The sequence below is a fragment of the Streptomyces sp. SGAir0957 genome, from assembly GCF_043523415.1.
Genome location: NZ_CP027293.1, coordinates 3,861,399 through 3,877,532 on the forward strand (window position 1 = coordinate 3,861,399; position 16,134 = coordinate 3,877,532).

11 protein-coding genes are annotated in these 16,134 nt (G+C 72.0%); 4 read left to right on the top strand and 7 right to left on the bottom strand.

Translation table 11 applies throughout. The features are described from left to right. The gene (locus C1N81_RS22175) at positions 1 to 2,625 is read left to right on the top strand and encodes a bifunctional FO biosynthesis protein CofGH (protein WP_394431729.1); all 2,625 of its coding nucleotides are present in this window, start codon (positions 1 to 3) and stop codon (positions 2,623 to 2,625) included. Between the two features lie 92 nt (positions 2,626 to 2,717). On the opposite strand, the gene C1N81_RS22180 is transcribed toward C1N81_RS22175, so the two are convergent. The 6 genes from C1N81_RS22180 to C1N81_RS22205 all read right to left on the bottom strand — a co-directional run bounded on the left by C1N81_RS22180 (position 2,718) and on the right by C1N81_RS22205 (position 10,363). Next, a complete protein-coding gene (locus tag C1N81_RS22180) occupies positions 2,718 to 4,187 on the bottom strand; it encodes an aldehyde dehydrogenase family protein (protein WP_394431731.1) in 1,470 nt (489 codons plus the stop codon). Further along, positions 4,184 to 5,923, bottom strand: a complete 1,740-nt coding sequence (locus C1N81_RS22185; RefSeq protein ID WP_394431733.1) for an N-acyl-D-amino-acid deacylase family protein — start codon at positions 5,921 to 5,923, stop codon at positions 4,184 to 4,186. Before C1N81_RS22185 ends, C1N81_RS22180 begins: the two co-directional genes overlap by 4 nt. 145 nt (positions 5,924 to 6,068) lie before the next feature. Continuing rightward, positions 6,069 to 7,190 (bottom strand): LLM class flavin-dependent oxidoreductase, encoded by a 1,122-nt coding sequence (locus tag C1N81_RS22190; protein ID WP_394431735.1) that lies wholly within the window; start codon positions 7,188 to 7,190, stop codon positions 6,069 to 6,071. Positions 7,191 to 7,330: 140 nt separating this feature from the next. Beyond that, entirely contained in the window at positions 7,331 to 8,155 is an 825-nt protein-coding gene (locus C1N81_RS22195) for an SDR family NAD(P)-dependent oxidoreductase (RefSeq protein WP_394431737.1), read from the bottom strand. 13 nt (positions 8,156 to 8,168) lie between these two features. After that, positions 8,169 to 9,074: an LLM class F420-dependent oxidoreductase gene (locus C1N81_RS22200; protein WP_394438146.1), complete on the bottom strand. Its 906-nt coding sequence runs from the start codon at positions 9,072 to 9,074 to the stop codon at positions 8,169 to 8,171. A 29-nt stretch (positions 9,075 to 9,103) separates the two neighbouring features. Next, positions 9,104 to 10,363 carry an amidohydrolase family protein gene (locus C1N81_RS22205; RefSeq protein ID WP_394431739.1) on the bottom strand — a complete coding sequence of 420 codons (1,260 nt, stop codon included), beginning with the start codon at positions 10,361 to 10,363 and terminating at the stop codon, positions 9,104 to 9,106. Between the two features lie 225 nt (positions 10,364 to 10,588). On the opposite strand from C1N81_RS22205, the gene C1N81_RS22210 reads away from it, so the two are divergent. The 3 genes from C1N81_RS22210 to C1N81_RS22220 all read left to right on the top strand — a co-directional run bounded on the left by C1N81_RS22210 (position 10,589) and on the right by C1N81_RS22220 (position 14,898). Continuing rightward, the gene (locus tag C1N81_RS22210) at positions 10,589 to 13,576 is read left to right on the top strand and encodes an AfsR/SARP family transcriptional regulator (protein WP_394431741.1); all 2,988 of its coding nucleotides are present in this window, start codon (positions 10,589 to 10,591) and stop codon (positions 13,574 to 13,576) included. 217 nt (positions 13,577 to 13,793) lie between these two features. Continuing rightward, on the top strand, positions 13,794 to 13,967 hold the full coding sequence (locus tag C1N81_RS22215; protein WP_394431743.1) for a hypothetical protein: 174 nt from the start codon (positions 13,794 to 13,796) through the stop codon (positions 13,965 to 13,967). Positions 13,968 to 14,232: 265 nt separating this feature from the next. Then, positions 14,233 to 14,898, top strand: coding sequence for a DUF4232 domain-containing protein (locus C1N81_RS22220; protein WP_394431745.1), 666 nt, complete (start codon positions 14,233 to 14,235; stop codon positions 14,896 to 14,898). A gap of 61 nt (positions 14,899 to 14,959) precedes the next feature. Here the strand turns inward: C1N81_RS22220 and C1N81_RS22225 are convergent, their stop codons facing one another. Beyond that, positions 14,960 to 16,129, bottom strand: coding sequence for a winged helix DNA-binding domain-containing protein (locus C1N81_RS22225; RefSeq protein ID WP_394431747.1), 1,170 nt, complete (start codon positions 16,127 to 16,129; stop codon positions 14,960 to 14,962). Between the last annotated feature and the right edge of the window lie 5 nt (positions 16,130 to 16,134).

The following is a 16,134-nucleotide window of genomic DNA, read 5'->3' on the forward strand; positions in this document are numbered from 1 at the left end:
ATGAGTGATCCGGACGACGCCGTACGCAGCGAGGACCGACCCCAGACACAGCCGCAGGCGGACCGCCCCACCGCCAACGCGATGCGCCGCGCGCTCAAACGGGCCAGAGACGGTGTCGCTCTCGACGTCACCGAGGCCGCCGTCCTCCTGCAGGCGCGCGGCGACGACCTGACGGACCTCACGGCGTCCGCCGCGCGGGTGCGCGACGCGGGCCTCGATGCGGCGGGCCGGCCGGGTGTGATCACGTACTCGAAGAGCGTTTTCATCCCGTTGACGCGGCTGTGCCGGGACAAGTGCCACTACTGCACGTTCGTGACGGTGCCCGGCAAGCTGCGGCGCGCCGGGCACGGGATGTTCATGTCGCCGGACGAGGTCCTCGACCTCGCGCGCAAGGGCGCCGAACGCGGCTGCAAGGAAGCGCTGATCACGCTCGGCGACAAGCCGGAGGACCGCTGGCCGGAGGCGCGCGAGTGGCTGGACGCGCACGGCTACGACGACACGATCGCGTACGTGCGGGCCATATCGATCCGGATCCTGGAGGAGACGGGTCTGCTGCCGCACCTCAACCCGGGGGTCATGTCCTGGACGGACTTCCAGCGGCTCAAGCCGGTGGCGCCGTCCATGGGCATGATGCTGGAGACGACGGCGGAACGGCTCTGGTCCGAGCCGGGGATGCCGCACTACGGCTCGCCCGACAAGGAGCCGGCGGTACGACTGCGTGTGCTCGAGGACGCGGGCCGCTCCTCCGTCCCCTTCACCAGCGGCCTGCTGATCGGTATCGGCGAGACGTACGAGGAGCGCGCGGAGTCGCTGTTCGCGCTGCGCCGCGTAGCCCGCTCGTACCACTCGGTGCAGGAACTGATCATCCAGAACTTCCGCGCCAAGCCGGACACGGCGATGCGCGGTATGCCGGACGCGGACCTCGACGACCTGGTCGCCACGGTGGCGGTCGCCCGCCACATCATGGGCCCGTCGGGCAACCTCCAGGCTCCGCCCAACCTCGTCGACGGCGAGTACGCGCGTCTCATCGGCGCGGGGATCGACGACTGGGGCGGGGTGTCCCCGGTGACGATCGACCACGTCAACCCGGAGAAGCCCTGGCCTCGACTGGACGAACTGGCGGCGCGGTCGGCGGAGTCGGGCTTCACGCTCCGCGAACGCCTCTGCGTCTACCCGGAGTTCGTCACCCGCGGCGAACCATGGCTCGACCCACGCCTGATGCCACACGTACGCGCCCTGGCCGACCCGGAGACGGGCCTGGCGATCGCGGACGCCCCCGTGACCGGCCGCCCGTGGCAGGAACCGGACGAGCAGTTCACCGCCACCGGCCGCACGGACCTGCACCGCACCATCGACACGGAGGGCCGCACGTCGGACCGGCGTGACGACTTCGACGAGGTGTACGGCGACTGGGAGGCGCTGCGCGAACAGGCGGCGCCGGGCATGGTCCCGTCCCGCATCGAGGCCGACGTACGCGAAGCCCTCTCGGTGGCGGCCGACGACCCGACCCGCCTCACAGACGACCAGGCGCTCGCCCTGCTCCATGCGGACGGCCCGGCGCTGGACGCGCTGTGCGGGGTGGCGGACGACATCCGCACGTCGGTGGTCGGCGACGACGTCACCTACATCGTCACCCGGAACATCAACTTCACGAATGTCTGCTATACGGGCTGCCGCTTCTGCGCGTTCGCGCAGCGCCGCACGGACGCGGACGCGTACACGCTCTCGCTGGACCAGGTCGCGGACCGGGCGGCGCAGGCGTGGGACGTCGGCGCGGTCGAGGTCTGCATGCAGGGCGGCATCCACCCGGACCTGCCCGGCACCGCGTACTTCGACATCGCGAAGGCCGTGAAGGAACGCGTCCCGGGCATGCACGTCCACGCCTTCTCCCCGATGGAGGTCGTGAACGGGGCGTCGCGGACCAACCTGTCCATCCGCGAATGGCTGACGGCGGCGAAGGAAGCGGGCCTCGACTCGATCCCCGGCACGGCCGCGGAGATCCTCGACGACGAGGTCCGCTGGATCCTGACCAAGGGCAAGCTCCCCACGGCGACGTGGATCGAGGTCATCAAGACCGCCCACTCCCTGGGCATCCGCTCCTCCTCCACCATGATGTACGGGCATGTGGACCAGCCCCGCCACTGGCTCGGCCACTTCCGCACCCTGGCCGCGATCCAGCAGGAGACGGGCGGCTTCACGGAGTTCGTGACGCTCCCCTTCATCCACACGAACGCCCCGGTCTACCTGGCGGGCATCGCGCGCCCCGGCCCGACGACCCGCGACAACCGGGCGGTCACCGCCATGGCCCGCGTCCTCCTCCACCCCCACATCCCCAACATCCAGACCAGCTGGGTGAAGCTGGGCACGGAGGGCGCGGCGGAGATGCTCCGCTCCGGCGCGAACGACCTGGGCGGCACCTTGATGGAGGAAACGATCTCCCGGATGGCGGGCTCCTCCTACGGCTCCTACAAGTCGGTCAAGGACCTGATCGCGGTAGCGGACGCGGCAGGCCGCCCGGCCAAGCCCCGCACGACCCTGTACGGATCCGTCCCGGAGGAGCGGGTCCGGGCCGCGGCGGCATCGGACGGGCATCTGCCGGAACTGCTGCCGGTGCTCGGGGACTGAGATGCGGGGGCGGAGTGCGGGGCGCCGTCATCCCCGCACTCCGCTCTCCTCAGCACCCTGAAGTCGAACGCCACCCGAACCCGACCGCACTCTCACCCCGGCCACACGATCGACTGCACCTCGCTGTAAGCGTGCAGCGCGTACGAGCCCACGTCCCGGCCCACGCCGCTCTTCTTGAACCCGCCGAACGGTGCCTCCATGTTCCGGCCGATCGTGTTCACGCCGACGCCGCCGGCCCGCAAGCGACGGGCCACGCGGAATCCGCGCGCCACATCCCCGGTCCACACGTAGTCGATCAACCCGTACGCGGAGTCGTTCGCGAGGGCCACCGCCTCGTCCTCGTCGCCGTCGAACGGGACCACCGCGACGACCGGGCCGAAGATCTCCTCACGGACCACGCGCATGTCGGGGGTGCAGTCGGCGAGCAGCGTGGGGGCGACATAGAACCCGCGGTCCAGGTCCGGGGGGCGCACGCCACCGGCGACGACCCGTGCACCCTCCTTCCGGCCCAGCTCCGCGTACGCCTCCACCCGGTCCCGGTGCGCCGCCGAGATCACCGGGCCGATCACCGTGCCCTCGGCCCGTGGATCACCGACCCGCAGCAGACCCGCGTACGCCGCCAGCCGCGTCACGAACTCCTCGTACACCGAGCGGTGGACGATCGCCCGTGTCGGCGCCGTGCAGATCTGGCCGCTGTAGAAGGAGTACGTCGTCCCGATCCCCGCGACGGCCGTGTCGAGGTCCGCGTCGCCGAAGACGATCGCGGCGCCTTTCCCGCCCAGCTCCATCAACTGCCGTTTCATGGCACGGCCACAGACCTCGCCGATGCGCTGCCCGACGGCCGTCGAGCCCGTGAAGCTGACCATGTCGACGTCCGGGGAGTCGACGGCGGCTTCCCCGACCCCCACCTCCGCGCCGCTCACGACGTTGACGACGCCCGGCGGCGCCCCCGCCTCCGCCAGCGCCGCCGCCATCCGGTACACGGACAGCGGGTCCTGCGGCGCCGGTTTCACCAGCACCGTGTTGCCCATGGCGAGCGCGGGCGCGATCTTCCCCGCAGGGTTCGCCCACGGGTTGTTGTAGGAGGTGATGCAGGTGACGACACCGACCGGGTGGCGCACCGCCAGCGCGCCGATCACCCCGGCCCCGCCCATCGGGCCCGCCTCGTTGATCTGCGGCGGCAACCCTTCCTCGACCGGTTCGAGGGCGCCCCGCGCATACCGCCGGAAGCGGGCCGCGCCCACCGCGACCTGCATCCCCCGCGCGGTCCCCACCGTCGCCCCGCTCTCGGCCTGCGCCACGCGCGCGTGCTCCGCGAAGTCCCGCTGGACGAGGTCGGCGGCGCGGTCGAGGATCGCCGCCCGCTCCCCGGGCGCCGTACGGGACCACGCGCCGAAGGCGTCACGCGCGGCGCGCGCGGCCTCGTACACCTGCCGCCGGGACGCCTCGGGCGCCTGGCCGACGACTTCCTCGCTCGCCGGGTCGACGACGTCGTAGTAACCGCCGTCCGGCTCGACCCACTCGCCGCCGATGAGGAGCCCCCGCTCCGGAGGCGCGCTCACCTCGTGCTCACCGTCCGCGTGTCACGGCCCGAGCGGAGCACCTTGCCGGGTACGGCGCCGCTGACCACGTCGTGCCGGATCGCCTCGACGCCGTTGACCCAGACCGCCGTGATGCCGATGGCCTTCGAGTCGAGGCGGGGGCTGTCGCCGGGGAGGTCGTGGACGAGCGTCGCCTTGCCCGCGTCGATCGTCTCCGGGTCGAAGAGGACCAGGTCGGCGTGGAAGCCCTCCCGGACCCGCCCGCGCTCCCGCAGCCCGAACAACCGCGCCGGGTCGTCGGTCAGCATCTTCACCGCCGCTTCGAGGCCCATCAGCTTCCGGCCCCGCAGGCAGTCCCCGATGAACCGTGTCGTGTACGGGGCCCCGCACATCCGGTCCAGGTGCGCGCCCGCGTCGGAGCCGCCGAGCATGACGTCCTCGTGGAGCCAGGTCTCGGCGCGCAGGGCCCAGGACGCCGGGTCGTTGTCGGTCGGCATCGGCCACAGGACCGTCCGCAGCCGGTCGGCGGCGCAGATCTCGACCAGGCACTCGAACGGTTCCTGGCCCCGCTCGGCCGCGATGTCCCGGACGACCCGCCCGGTCAGCCCGGCGTTCGTCTCGGCGTACGTGTCCCCGATGACGTAACGGCCGAAGTCGGTGAGGCGCCGGAAGACCCCCGCCTCCTTGCTGTCCGCCCGTCGCAGCATCTCGGCGCGCACGTCCGGGTTCCGGAGCTTCGCGATCCGCTCCTCCACCGGCAGGCCCAGCACCTCTCCCCAGCCGGGGATCAGGTTCAGCGCGCAGAACGTGCCGAGCGACATGTTCATCGGCGTCAGGATCGGCATCGTCAGGGCGACGATCCTGCCGCCCGCCTTCCGCGCCCGCTCGCTCGCCGTGAGCTGGCGGGGCACGCGCTCGGGCACGGCGGCGTCGACGGTCAGCACGTTCCAGTTCAACGGCCGTCCGGCGACCGCGCTCATCTCCACGAACAAGTCGATCTCCGCGTCGCTGAACTGGTCCAGGCACCCGGCGACGATCGCCTCGATCTGCGTCCCCTCGTGCTCCCCGACCGCCTGGCTCAGGGCGATCAGCTCGGCGGGCAGGGCGTGGCGCGAGGCGACGGGCTTTCCGTCGCCGTCCGAGTGCGTGGAGGACTGGGTGGTGGAGAAGCCCCAGGCGCCCGCGTCCATGGCCTCGTGGAAGAGGTCGAGCATGGCCGTCAACTGCTCCTGCGTCGGCTGACCACCCACCGCCTCCGGTCCCATCACGTACCGCCGCAGCGCGCAATGGCCCACCATGAAGCCCGCGTTGACGGCGATCCGCCCCTCCAGCGCGTCCAGGTACTCCCCGAACGAACTCCACGTCCACGGCGCGCCCTGCTCAAGGGCGACCAGCGACATGCCCTCGACCTTCGACATCATCCGCCGCGTGTAGTCGGCGTCCTCGGGCCGGTCGGGGTGGAGCGGCGCGAGCGTGAACCCGCAGTTCCCGCCGGCGACCGTGGTCACCCCGTGGTTCAGGGACGGCGTCGCGTACGGGTCCCAGAACAGCTGGGCGTCGTAGTGGGTGTGCGGATCGACGAACCCGGGCGCGAGCACGAGCCCCGTGGCGTCCTCACTGCTCCGGGCCTCCTCGGTGACGGCCCCGGGTTCGGCGACGACGGCGATCCGCCCGTCGCGGATCCCCACATCGGCGACGAACCCGGGCGCTCCGGTCCCGTCGACGACGGTGGCCCCGGTGATGAGGTGATCAAGCACGATCCCTACCCAGCCTCTCCAGCAGTCAGATACAAGCCCCTCCGGCGTTTGAGGAGCGGGGCCAGGGGCGGAGCCCCGCGACCTCAGCGACAAGGGGCCCCGGCTCCCCTGTCCGGGAGGAGAGAAGCCGGGGCGGCTCAGCAAGTCAGACCCCGGCCGCCCGGAACCGCGAAGTCCGGTGGACCGGATCCGTATCGATCTTCGGAATCACGTGCTCCCCGATCAGCCGGATGGAGTTCAGCGTCTCCTCGTGCCCCATCCCGATGGGCAGCCCGAACGACAGCTGATCGGCCCCGGCCTGCTCCCACCGCTTGCACTGCTGGAGCACCTCGTCCGGGTCACCGCAGATCATCAGCTCCTCGGCGATGAGCAGCTCGATGATCTCGGCGGTGTACTCGGGCAGGATCTCCGGCCACTCGGGGATGCCGTCGGGCCGCGGGAAGGTGTCGTGGTAGCGGAAGACCAGCGACTGCAGGTAGTTGAGCCCGCCGTTGACGGCGATCTCGACCGCCTTCTCGTGCGTCTCGGCGCAGATGGCCGTGGACGTCACCATCACGTTGTCGTTGACGAAGTCCCCGATCGGCTCCGCGTTTTGGATCGCCGTCTTGTACTGCTCAAGGACCCACTCCATGTCGGAGACCTTCTGGACGCTGAAGCCGAGCACCCCGAGCCCCTTGCGGGCGGCCATGGCGTACGAGGGCGGGGACCCGGCCGCGTACCACATGGCCGGGTGCGACGTCCCGTACGGCTTGGGGAAGATCTTGCGGGGCGGCAGCGACCAGTGCTTGCCCTGGAACCCGGGGTACTCCTCCTGGAGCCACATCTTCGGGAACTCGGCGATGGTCTCTTCCCAGATCTCCTTGGTGTGGTTCATGTCGGTGACGCCGGGGATGAAGCCGAGGATCTCGTGGGAGCCGGCCCCGCGCCCGCTGCCGAACTCGAACCTGCCCTCGCTGAGGTGGTCGAGCATGGCCACCTTCTCGGCGACCTTCACGGGGTGGTTGACCTGGGCGAGCGGGTTGAAGATCCCCGAGCCCAGGTGGATCCGGTCGGTCGCGTGCGCCAGGTACCCGAGGAAGACGTCGTTGGCGGAAAGGTGCGAGTACTCCTCCAGGAAGTGGTGCTCGGACGCCCAGGCGTACTTGAAGCCGGACTGGTCCGCCTGGATGACGTACTCGGTCTCGTTCATGAGCGCGCGGTGCTCGGCGGTCGGGTCCGTCAGCGCCTGCTTGCCCACGTATCCCTGTACAAAGAGGCCGAATTCCAAGGAGGTTCACCGTCCTCGTCAGTTTCTGACGGTACGTCAGATCGGATGCCCCGACTGTTCCACCGAGCCCGTGGAGCGTCAATAGCTGATACACCGTCAGCTCAGGGGCGAGTGGGGTCGGAGGACCGACGCGAGCGGGGTCAGAGGACCGACACCCCCGCCAGCCACCCCCCGTCGATCACGAAGGGCTGCCCCGTGATGTACGACGAGTCCTCCTCCGCCGTCAGGAACAGCGCGAGCCGCGCCACCTCCTCCGGCCGCCCGACCCGTCCGAGCGGGACGAGCTCGCGGTAGTAGCGGTCGAGCGCCTCGCCGGACTCGGCGAGGTCGGAGCCCGGGTCGAGCTGGGCCGGATTGCTCATGGCGGTGTCGACGGCGCCGGGGCAGACGGCGTTCACCCGTATCCCCTTCGACGCCAGCTCCAGGGCCGCGACCCGGGTCAGGCCGACGATCGCGTGCTTGGTGGCGGCGTACGCGCCCACGTACGCCATCCCCGTCAGGCCGGTGTACGACGCCGTGTTGACGATGGAGCCGCCCCCGGCCGCCGCGATCTCCGGTGCCACCGTCTTGATACCGAGGAAGGCGCCGACCTGGTTGACCCGCACGACCTGCTGGAACTCGTCGAGGGGCGTCGAGACGAGTGCGTTGAAGCGGAGGATGCCCGCGTTGTTGACCAGCCCGTCGATCTTGCCGAAGGCGTCCTTGGCGGCCGTGACGGCGGCGGCCCAGTCGGCCTCCTCGCTCACGTCGAGATGGACGTAGAGGGCGGCGCCACCGCTCCTCGCACCGCCGCTCCCCGCGCCGACGCTCTCGTCGATCTCCTTGGCGACCTTCTCCCCCTGATCGTCGAGCACGTCGGCGACGACGACCCGCGCGCCCTCCGCCGCGAACAGCCGCGCCTCCTGCTCGCCCTGCCCGCGCGCCGCACCGGTGACGATGACGACGCGCCCGTCGAGCTTGCCCATCAGTTCCTGCCCCTCAGTCGAGTTCGGGTACGACATCGGCCGCGAAGGCGGCGATCTGGTCGAGCAGTTCGGCGCACGACCGGCTCCGGAAACGGACCTGGATCTGGTCGACGCCCATGGCCGCGTACGCGCGGAGCGACTCCGCCAGCGCCTTTGGGGCGCCGGACAGCGTGCGCCGCCCGACGTCCCAGCCGGGCACGCCCACGTACAGCGGCTCGGTGAGGGCGCCGACGGTGAAGGGCGCCTCGACGCCTGCCTCCGCGCGCAGCCGCCGCAGGGTCGCGATCTGCTCGGGGAGCCGGTCGCGCGGGTCGCCCTGCGGGAGCCACCCGTCGCCTTTGAGCGCGGCGCGGCGGACGGCGGGCGCCGACGAGCCGCCGACCCAGACGGGGACGCGCGCCTGCGCGGGCCGTGGCCGCTGCCCCAGCCCCTCGAACGCGTAGCGCTCCCCCTTGTGCACGGGGAACTCGTCCGGGCCGAGGGCCGCCCGCAGCGCGTCCACCGTCTCGTCGAGGACCGCGCCCCGGCGCCCGAAGTCGGCCCCCAGCGCCTCGAACTCCTCCTGGACGTGGCCGGCCCCGACCCCGAGGATCAGCCGGCCGCCGCTGAGATGGTCCAGGGTCGCGTACTGCTTGGCGGAGGCGAGGGGATGGCGCAGGCCGACGAGGGCGACGTGGGTGAGGAGACGGACGCGTGCGGTGACGCCCGCCAGGAAGGCGAGCGTGGCGACCGGGTCGTACCAGACGGTCGACATCGCGTCGGCCAGGCGGCGCGGGATGGCGACGTGCTCGCAGCAGGCGATGTAGTCGAAGCCGCCCCGGTCGGCGGCGCGGGCGATCTCCGCGAGTTCGGCGGTGCCCGCGCCCGCCTCCCACGGTTCGGCGTAGATCGTGCTCTGCGACTGGACCGGCAGCTGCATCCCGTAGGTCAGGCGGCCGCCTCGGGCCGTCACCGGCGCCACAGCCCTTCCGGTGTCAGGCCGAGCAGGTCGATGGCGTTGCCCCGGACGATCCGTTCGACGGTCGCCGGGTCCAGGTGGGCCATCTGCGCCTCGCCGACCTCCCTGGACTTCGGCCAGGTGGAGTCGGAGTGCGGGTAGTCGGTCTCGTAGAGGACGTTGGACAGGCCGATCGCGTCGAGGTTCCGCAGGCCGAACGCGTCGTCGAAGAAGCAGCCGAAGACGTGGTCCGCGAAGTACTCGCTCGGCGGTTTCCTGACCTTGTCGGCGACGCCGCCCCAGCCCCGGTTCTCCTCCCAGACCACGTCGGCGCGTTCCAGGATGTACGGGATCCAGCCGATCTGGCCCTCCGCGTACATGACGCGCAGGTTCGGGAAGCGTTCGAACTTGCCGCTCATCAGCCAGTCGACCATCGAGAAGCAGCAGTTGGCGAAGGTGATGGTCGAGCCGACGGCCGGTGGCGCGTCCGCCGAGGTGGACGGCATCCTGCTGCTCGACCCGATGTGCATGGCGATGACCGTGCCGGTCTCGGCGCAGGCGGCGAGGAACGGATCCCAGTCGTCGCCGTGGATGCTCGGCAGGCCCAGGTGCGGCGGGATCTCGGAGAACGCGACGGCCCGGACCCCGCGCGCGGCGTTGCGGCGGACCTCGGCGGCGGCCAGCTCCGCGTCCCAGAGCGGCACGAGCGTCAGCGGGATGAGGCGGCCGCGCGCCTCGGGGCCGCACCACTCCTCGACCATCCAGTCGTTGTAGGCGCGGACGCCGAGCAGCCCGAGCTCGTGGTCGGGCGCCTCGGTGAAGGTCTGCCCGCAGAAGCGCGGGAAGGTGGGGAAGCAGAGGGCGGACTGGACGTGGTTGACGTCCATGTCGGCCAGGCGCGCGGGGACGTCGTAGGAGCCCTTGCGCATCTGCTCGTAGGTGATGACCTCCAGCTTGATCTCGTCCCGGTCGTAGCCGACGGCGGTGTCGAGCCGGGTGAGCGGGCGGTGCAGGTCCTCGTAGATCCACCAGTCCCCGATGGGTCCGTCGTCGCCCGGCTCGCCCATGACGGGCGCGAACTTTCCGCCCAGGAAGGACATTTCCTTCAGGGGCGCCCGTACGACGCGCGGGCCGGTGTCGAGGTACTTCTTCGGGAGGCGGTCGGACCAGACGGTCGGCGGTTCGACGGTGTGGTCGTCGACGGAAATGATCGGCGGGAACTCATCGGATATCAGGGCATTGTTCGGATTTCCGGTCTCCGTGGTCTCCATGGGGTCACGGTAGCGCCGATCTGACGACCCGTCAGCTAGCCGGATCGGGCTTCAGCGGCATCCGTACGCGTGAGGTGTCTGTGATGGCTGTCTCCCACGGCTGACGTATCCGCCATGAACAAGGCAAACTGGCGGGGTTGTCCTTGCGGGTCCGTCGCCTCGACGGCGCGCCGCCTGGACGGCGACGGCACCACACGTGAACCGGCACGGCGGCAGGGGGCAGAGATGGACGGTGGAGCGCGGGTACCGGAGCAGCGGCGTCCCGCCGCGTCCGGCGACATCCCGGAAGCGGTGCCGTCCGCCGCCTCCGGCCTGCGCTTCAGCGTGCTCGGCCCGGTGCGGGCGTGGCGCGGCGGCGAACCGCTGGCGACGGGCTCGCCGCAGCAGCGGGCGCTCCTCGCGACGCTCCTCCTGCGCGAGGGCCGCACCGCCACGGCGGGCGAACTGATCGACGCCGTCTGGGGAGAGGAGTCCCCGCAGCAGGCCCTCGCGGCGATCCGCACCTACGCCTCACGGCTGCGCAAGGCCCTCGGCGCGGACATCCTGGTCAGCGAGTCCGGCGGCTACGCGATCCGCTCGCTCACCGGGGGCGCCCTCGACCTGGCCGTCGCGGAGGAGCTGTGGGCGGACGCGGAGAAGGCCCGGCAGAACGGCGACCTGCGCCAGGCCCGCGCCCTCCTCAACAAGGCGCTCGGCCTCTGGGACGGCGAACCGCTCGCCGGGGTCCCCGGACCGCACGCCGAGACCCAGCGCGCCCGCCTCGACGAATGGCGCCTCCAGCTCATCGAGTCCCGCCTCGACATGGACCTCGAACAGGGCTGCCACGCCGACGCCGTCTCCGAACTCACCGCGCTGACCGCCGCGCACCCGCTGCGCGAGCGCCTGCGCGAACTGCTGATGCTCGCCCTCTACCGCTCGGGCCGCCAGGCGGAGGCCCTCGCCGTCTACGCGGACACCCGCCGCCTCCTCGCCGACGAACTCGGCGTCGACCCCCGCCCCGGCCTCTCCGCACTCCAGCAGCGCATCCTGCGCGCCGACCCGTCACTCGCGGAGACCTCCGCACCGGTGCCGGAACCCGCCTCGACGCCACTGCGCCCCGCCCAACTACCGGCCCGCGTCCCGGACTTCACCGGCCGCGCCTCCTTCGTCAAGGAGCTGAGCGAGGTCCTCGCGGCGGCCTCGTCGGACGACGGCACGGGCTCCGTCATGGCCGTCTCGGCGGTGGCGGGCATCGGCGGCGTCGGCAAGACGACCCTCGCCGTCCACGTCGCGCACGCGGCCCGCTCCTCCTTCCCCGACGGCCAGTTGTACGTGGACCTGCAAGGCGCGGGCGCCCGCGCCACCGAGCCGGAGACGGTCCTCGGCTCGTTCCTGCGCGCCCTCGGCACGGCGGACGCGGCGATCCCGGACACCCTCGAAGAGCGCGCGGCCCTCTACCGCTCCACGCTCGACGGCCGCCGCGTCCTGGTGCTGCTCGACAACGCGCGCGACGCCGCCCAGGTCAGGCCCCTGCTCCCCGGCACGGAGGGCTGCGCCGCCCTGATCACCGGCCGGGTCCGCATGGTCGACCTCGTCGGCGCCCACCTCGTCGACCTGGACGTCATGTCCCCCGAAGAAGCGCTGCTCCTCTTCACCCGCATCGTCGGCGAGGAGCGCGTCGCAGCCGAACGCGAGGCCGCCCTCGACGTCGTCGCCGCCTGCGGCTTCCTCCCCCTCGCCATCCGCATCGCCGCGTCACGCCTCGCCGCCCGCCGCACCTGGACGGTCTCCGTCCTCGCCGCCAAGCTGGCCGACGAGCGCCGCCGCCTCGACGAACTCCAGGCCGGCGACCTCGCCGTCAAGGCCACCTTCGAACTCGGCTACGGCCACCTGGAACCCGGCCAGGCCCGCGCCTTCTGCCTCCTCGGCCTCGCCGACGGCCCGGACATCTCGCTCGCCGCGGCGGCCGCCGTCCTCGATCTCGGCCCGGAGGCGACTGAGGACCTCCTGGAGTCCCTGGTGGACACCTCCCTCCTGGAGTCGGCGGCGCCCGGCCGCTACCGCTACCACGACCTGGTCCGGCTCTACGCGCGTGCGTGCGCGCAGCGCGACGAACTGCCGTCGTCGGAGCGGGAGGCGGCACTGTCGCGGCTCCTCGACTTCTACCTGGCGACGGCCGCGCGGACCTACGCCATCGAACGGCCAGGCGACCGCCTCGTCGACCATCTGGAGCCGACCGACCACGACGGCCTGCACTTCCAGGACGCCACCAAAGCCCTGGACTGGCTCTACGCGGAGGGCGAGTCCCTGCTCGCCTGCGTCCGGCAGTCCGTGACCACCGACCGGCTGCGGCGCGGCGTCGACCTCCTGTGGGCGGCGAAGGACCTGGCCGAGTCGGGCGCCAACTCCCGCCAGTACGAGGCCACCGCCGTCGCCGTGTGCGAGGCCACCCAGGCCGCGGGGGACGTCCGCGCCGAGGGCCGCGCCCGGACGACGCTCACCAACGTGCTGCTGGTCTCCGGGCGCATCCGGCAGGCCGCGGACGAGGCGCGGCTCGCCATGGACCGGGCCGCCGCCGCGAAGGACATCGCCGCGCACAGCTGGGTCGCCAACGACCGGGGGCTCATCGCCCTCCACCAGCACCAGTACCTCGACGGCAAGGTCTTCTTCGACCAGGCCATCCAGGGCTACACCACCGCGGGCAACCGGGCCGGCGAGGCGACGACCCTGTTCAACCTGTCCCGCGCCCACCTCGGCATGGACCAGGTCGCCAAGGCCGTCGACATCGCCCGGCACGGCCTCGCCCTCCTCGCCGAACTCGGCAGGACCATGCGGCTCGCCAACGGGCACTACGCCCTCGGCATGGCGCTGACCAAGGCCGCCCGGCACGACGAGGCGCTCAGCCAGCTGCACGAGGCCGTCACCATCTTCGTGGACCACCGCCAGCGGCTCTGGGAAGGGACCACGCACTTCCGCATCGCCGAGGCGCACGTCGCCGCGCTGCGCCCCGCCCAGGCGGCCCAGCACGCCGAACAGGCCCTCGCCATCGGGTGCATCGGCGGCGACCGGATGCGGGGCAACGTCCTCACGCTGCTCGGCAGGGCCCTCACCCGGCTGGGCCAGGTCGACCGGGCCCGCGCCTGCTGGCACGAGGCGCTCAAGCTCTACGAGGACGCCGGCGCCCCCGAGGCCGTCGAGGTCCGCGCCCTGCTCAGGCCGGCCGCGGCGGCCTGAACGGCCCGCGCCGTCCCGGTCGCCGCAGGCGTTCAGCATTCGTTTATCGCGGCACGGCACTCTCATAACCAACGGACCGTCGCATCGGGGGGCAGACGGTCCACGGGGGAGCCGCTACGGCTAATCTGCGGCTCTGATCGCCCGCCCGGCGGTCCACGGGGGAACTTCCGGGCGGGCGTTTCACACCAGCTCTCGCCGTTGCGAAGGAGTACGAACGATGAGCGAGCAGAAGAAAACGCAGGCAAGGCCGCTCGACAACCAGATGCCCGTCCCGCCCGCGGACGACGCCATCGTCACGATGGACAACCAGATGCCGGCGCCGCCCGCCGACGACACCATCGTCACCATGGACAACCAGATGCCCGCGCCGCCTGTGGACCCGCGCGGCTGAACAGACCTCATTCCCGACGGGGATCGGCCGCGGCGGCGCGGAGGGGGAGCCGCCGCGGCCGAATCATTGAGCAAGGGGCCGAGCAGACGCTCGGCCCCTTTTCGCGTTGCCCACCTGTGACAGAACCCCCCTCGAACGCCACTTCGTGTAACAGGCATGTACGAGGGAACGGGCGGAGGGAACGGCCGCGCGGCACAGGCGGGTCCTAGGAGGCAGCAAGGAACGCTCGTGTCGAGCACTCCGCACCGACCGCAAGGAAGGCACCATGCGCGCTCAGAAGATCACCCTCGCCGGTATCGCCCTCGTCGCAGGTCTCTCCCTCACCGCCTGCCAGAGCGGCGACGACGCCAAGGCCTCCGACGCGAACGACTCCGGGTCCACGGCAGCGTCCTCGTCATCCTCGTCCTCCTCCTCGGAATCGGACACCTCCGCCAACTCTCCCTCCTCCAACGGCGCCGGCACCGAGAACACGGGCAGCGACGCCGCCACCGACGGTTCCGCCGAAGGCAGCGGCGGCGGCCAGATCACCACCGGCCCCTGCAAGACCGCGAACCTCTCCTTCCACACCGCCCACGGCATGGGCGAGGGCGACTTCACGGTCGCCATGAAGAACACCGGCGACGCCTGCACCCTCAAGGGCTTCCCCGGCGTGGACCTCAAGGCCGACAGCGGTCCTGGCGCCATCAGCGCCGAGCGCACCAAGCTCAGCGCCCCGCTCGTCACCCTCAAGTCCGGCGAGGAGACCCGCTTCCACCTGCACTACCCGCGCAACGACAGCGGCGGCTCCGGCGTCGACATCACCCGGCTCGTCGTCACCCCGCCGAACGAGACCCACTCCAAGACCCTCCCCGTCGCCATCAACCTCCCGGTCACCGACAGCCCCACCGAAGCGGGCGTCACGGTGGACCCGGTGGGCACGGGCAAGCAGTAGCCGCCACGTCGCGGGCGACGCCCGGCCGAACGTCCACCGGCCGGGCGCCCGGACACCGCACCTACCCGAACACCTTCGCCTCCACCACCGGCAGCCCCTTCACCCACCAGTGGTCAGAACGCCGGTACGCGGCCTCGTCCCGCTCCGCCAGCAGCCCGCGCAGCCCCCGCGCCTCCTCCTCCAGCGCCTCCCACACCTGGCCCGTGAGCGGGTGGAACGCGCTCACCTCGATGCCGGAGCCGTCCGGTGCCATCCGCCAGACCCCGGCCACGTATCCGTCGACCAGGACGGTCGGGAGTACGTCCCCGTTCACCCGGGTCACCTGCTTGCGGTACCCGGGCGGGAGGACGCGGCCCCGGTCCGCGTAGGCGAGGAGCACGCTGTCCCACATCGGCAGCAGCCTCGGCGGCGCCGCCACCTCCTCCGACGGACGGACGGCCCCGGGCACGTCGTAGAGCACGCTTCCGCCGGGGCCCGGCAGCTCCTCCAGGTCGTCCCCGAGCGCCGCCCGCACCCGGCCCTTCTGCACCAGCCCGAACTGCGCGATGTCCGCGACGGACGCCGGGCCGAACCCCGCCAGATACCGGCGGACGAGCGCCCGCATCCCCTCCGCCACCGCCTCCTCGTCCCGCAGCGCCGGGCGGTGTGCCGCACCCGCCGACACATACCGCTGCCCGGCCCCGGACACGTACGACCACGGCGCCCCCTCGACCGGCACATGCCACAGCGGCGCGTACTGCCGCAGCATCCGCCACGCCGTCGGCGCCGACTCCCTCCCGATCCCGGCCCGCGCCCGCAGCCACTCCCCCAACTCCCGCGCGCCGCCCGCCACTTCGGCCCGCGTCAGCAGCTCGGGCAGCAGCGCGTCGGCGTCCGACTCCGTGAGCCCCGACGCCTTGAACCGAGGGTCCCGCAGCCGCGCGCCCCGTACCGTCGGCTCCACCGCCGCGCGGAACGCCGCGTAGTCGTCGGCGTGGACCGCGTGCAGCGTGATCCGCATCAGCGTCGACTTGACCACGCGGAAGGAGGCGAGCGCCGCGTCGAGGTCCGCCGCGCGGAACCCCGCCACCCGGTTCCACAGCGCCACATACGGCGAAGCGGGCTGCTGCGCCTGGAGCGCGACAACCCGCCGTACCGCGTCCTCCGCCCCGAGCGGCTGCCGCTGAAGCAGCAACTGCCGGGCCAGAGTGGACCTGTTCAGGGCGCGCTCGGTGATCGCTGTCGCTGTCATGACGG

Bases quoted from the DNA above. Each gene is read 5' to 3' on its own strand.
- C1N81_RS22175 (WP_394431729.1), top strand. From the start codon at position 1: ATGAGTGATCCGGACGACGCCGTACGCAGCGAGGACCGACCCCAGACA.
- C1N81_RS22200 (WP_394438146.1), bottom strand. From the start codon at position 9,074: ATGCAGCTGCCGGTCCAGTCGCAGAGCACGATCTACGCCGAACCGTGG.
- C1N81_RS22210 (WP_394431741.1), top strand. From the start codon at position 10,589: ATGGACGGTGGAGCGCGGGTACCGGAGCAGCGGCGTCCCGCCGCGTCC.
- C1N81_RS22220 (WP_394431745.1), top strand. From the start codon at position 14,233: ATGCGCGCTCAGAAGATCACCCTCGCCGGTATCGCCCTCGTCGCAGGT.
- C1N81_RS22225 (WP_394431747.1), bottom strand. From the start codon at position 16,129: ATGACAGCGACAGCGATCACCGAGCGCGCCCTGAACAGGTCCACTCTG.
- C1N81_RS22195 (WP_394431737.1), bottom strand. From the start codon at position 8,155: ATGGGCAAGCTCGACGGGCGCGTCGTCATCGTCACCGGTGCGGCGCGC.
- C1N81_RS22205 (WP_394431739.1), bottom strand. From the start codon at position 10,363: ATGGAGACCACGGAGACCGGAAATCCGAACAATGCCCTGATATCCGAT.
- C1N81_RS22215 (WP_394431743.1), top strand. From the start codon at position 13,794: ATGAGCGAGCAGAAGAAAACGCAGGCAAGGCCGCTCGACAACCAGATG.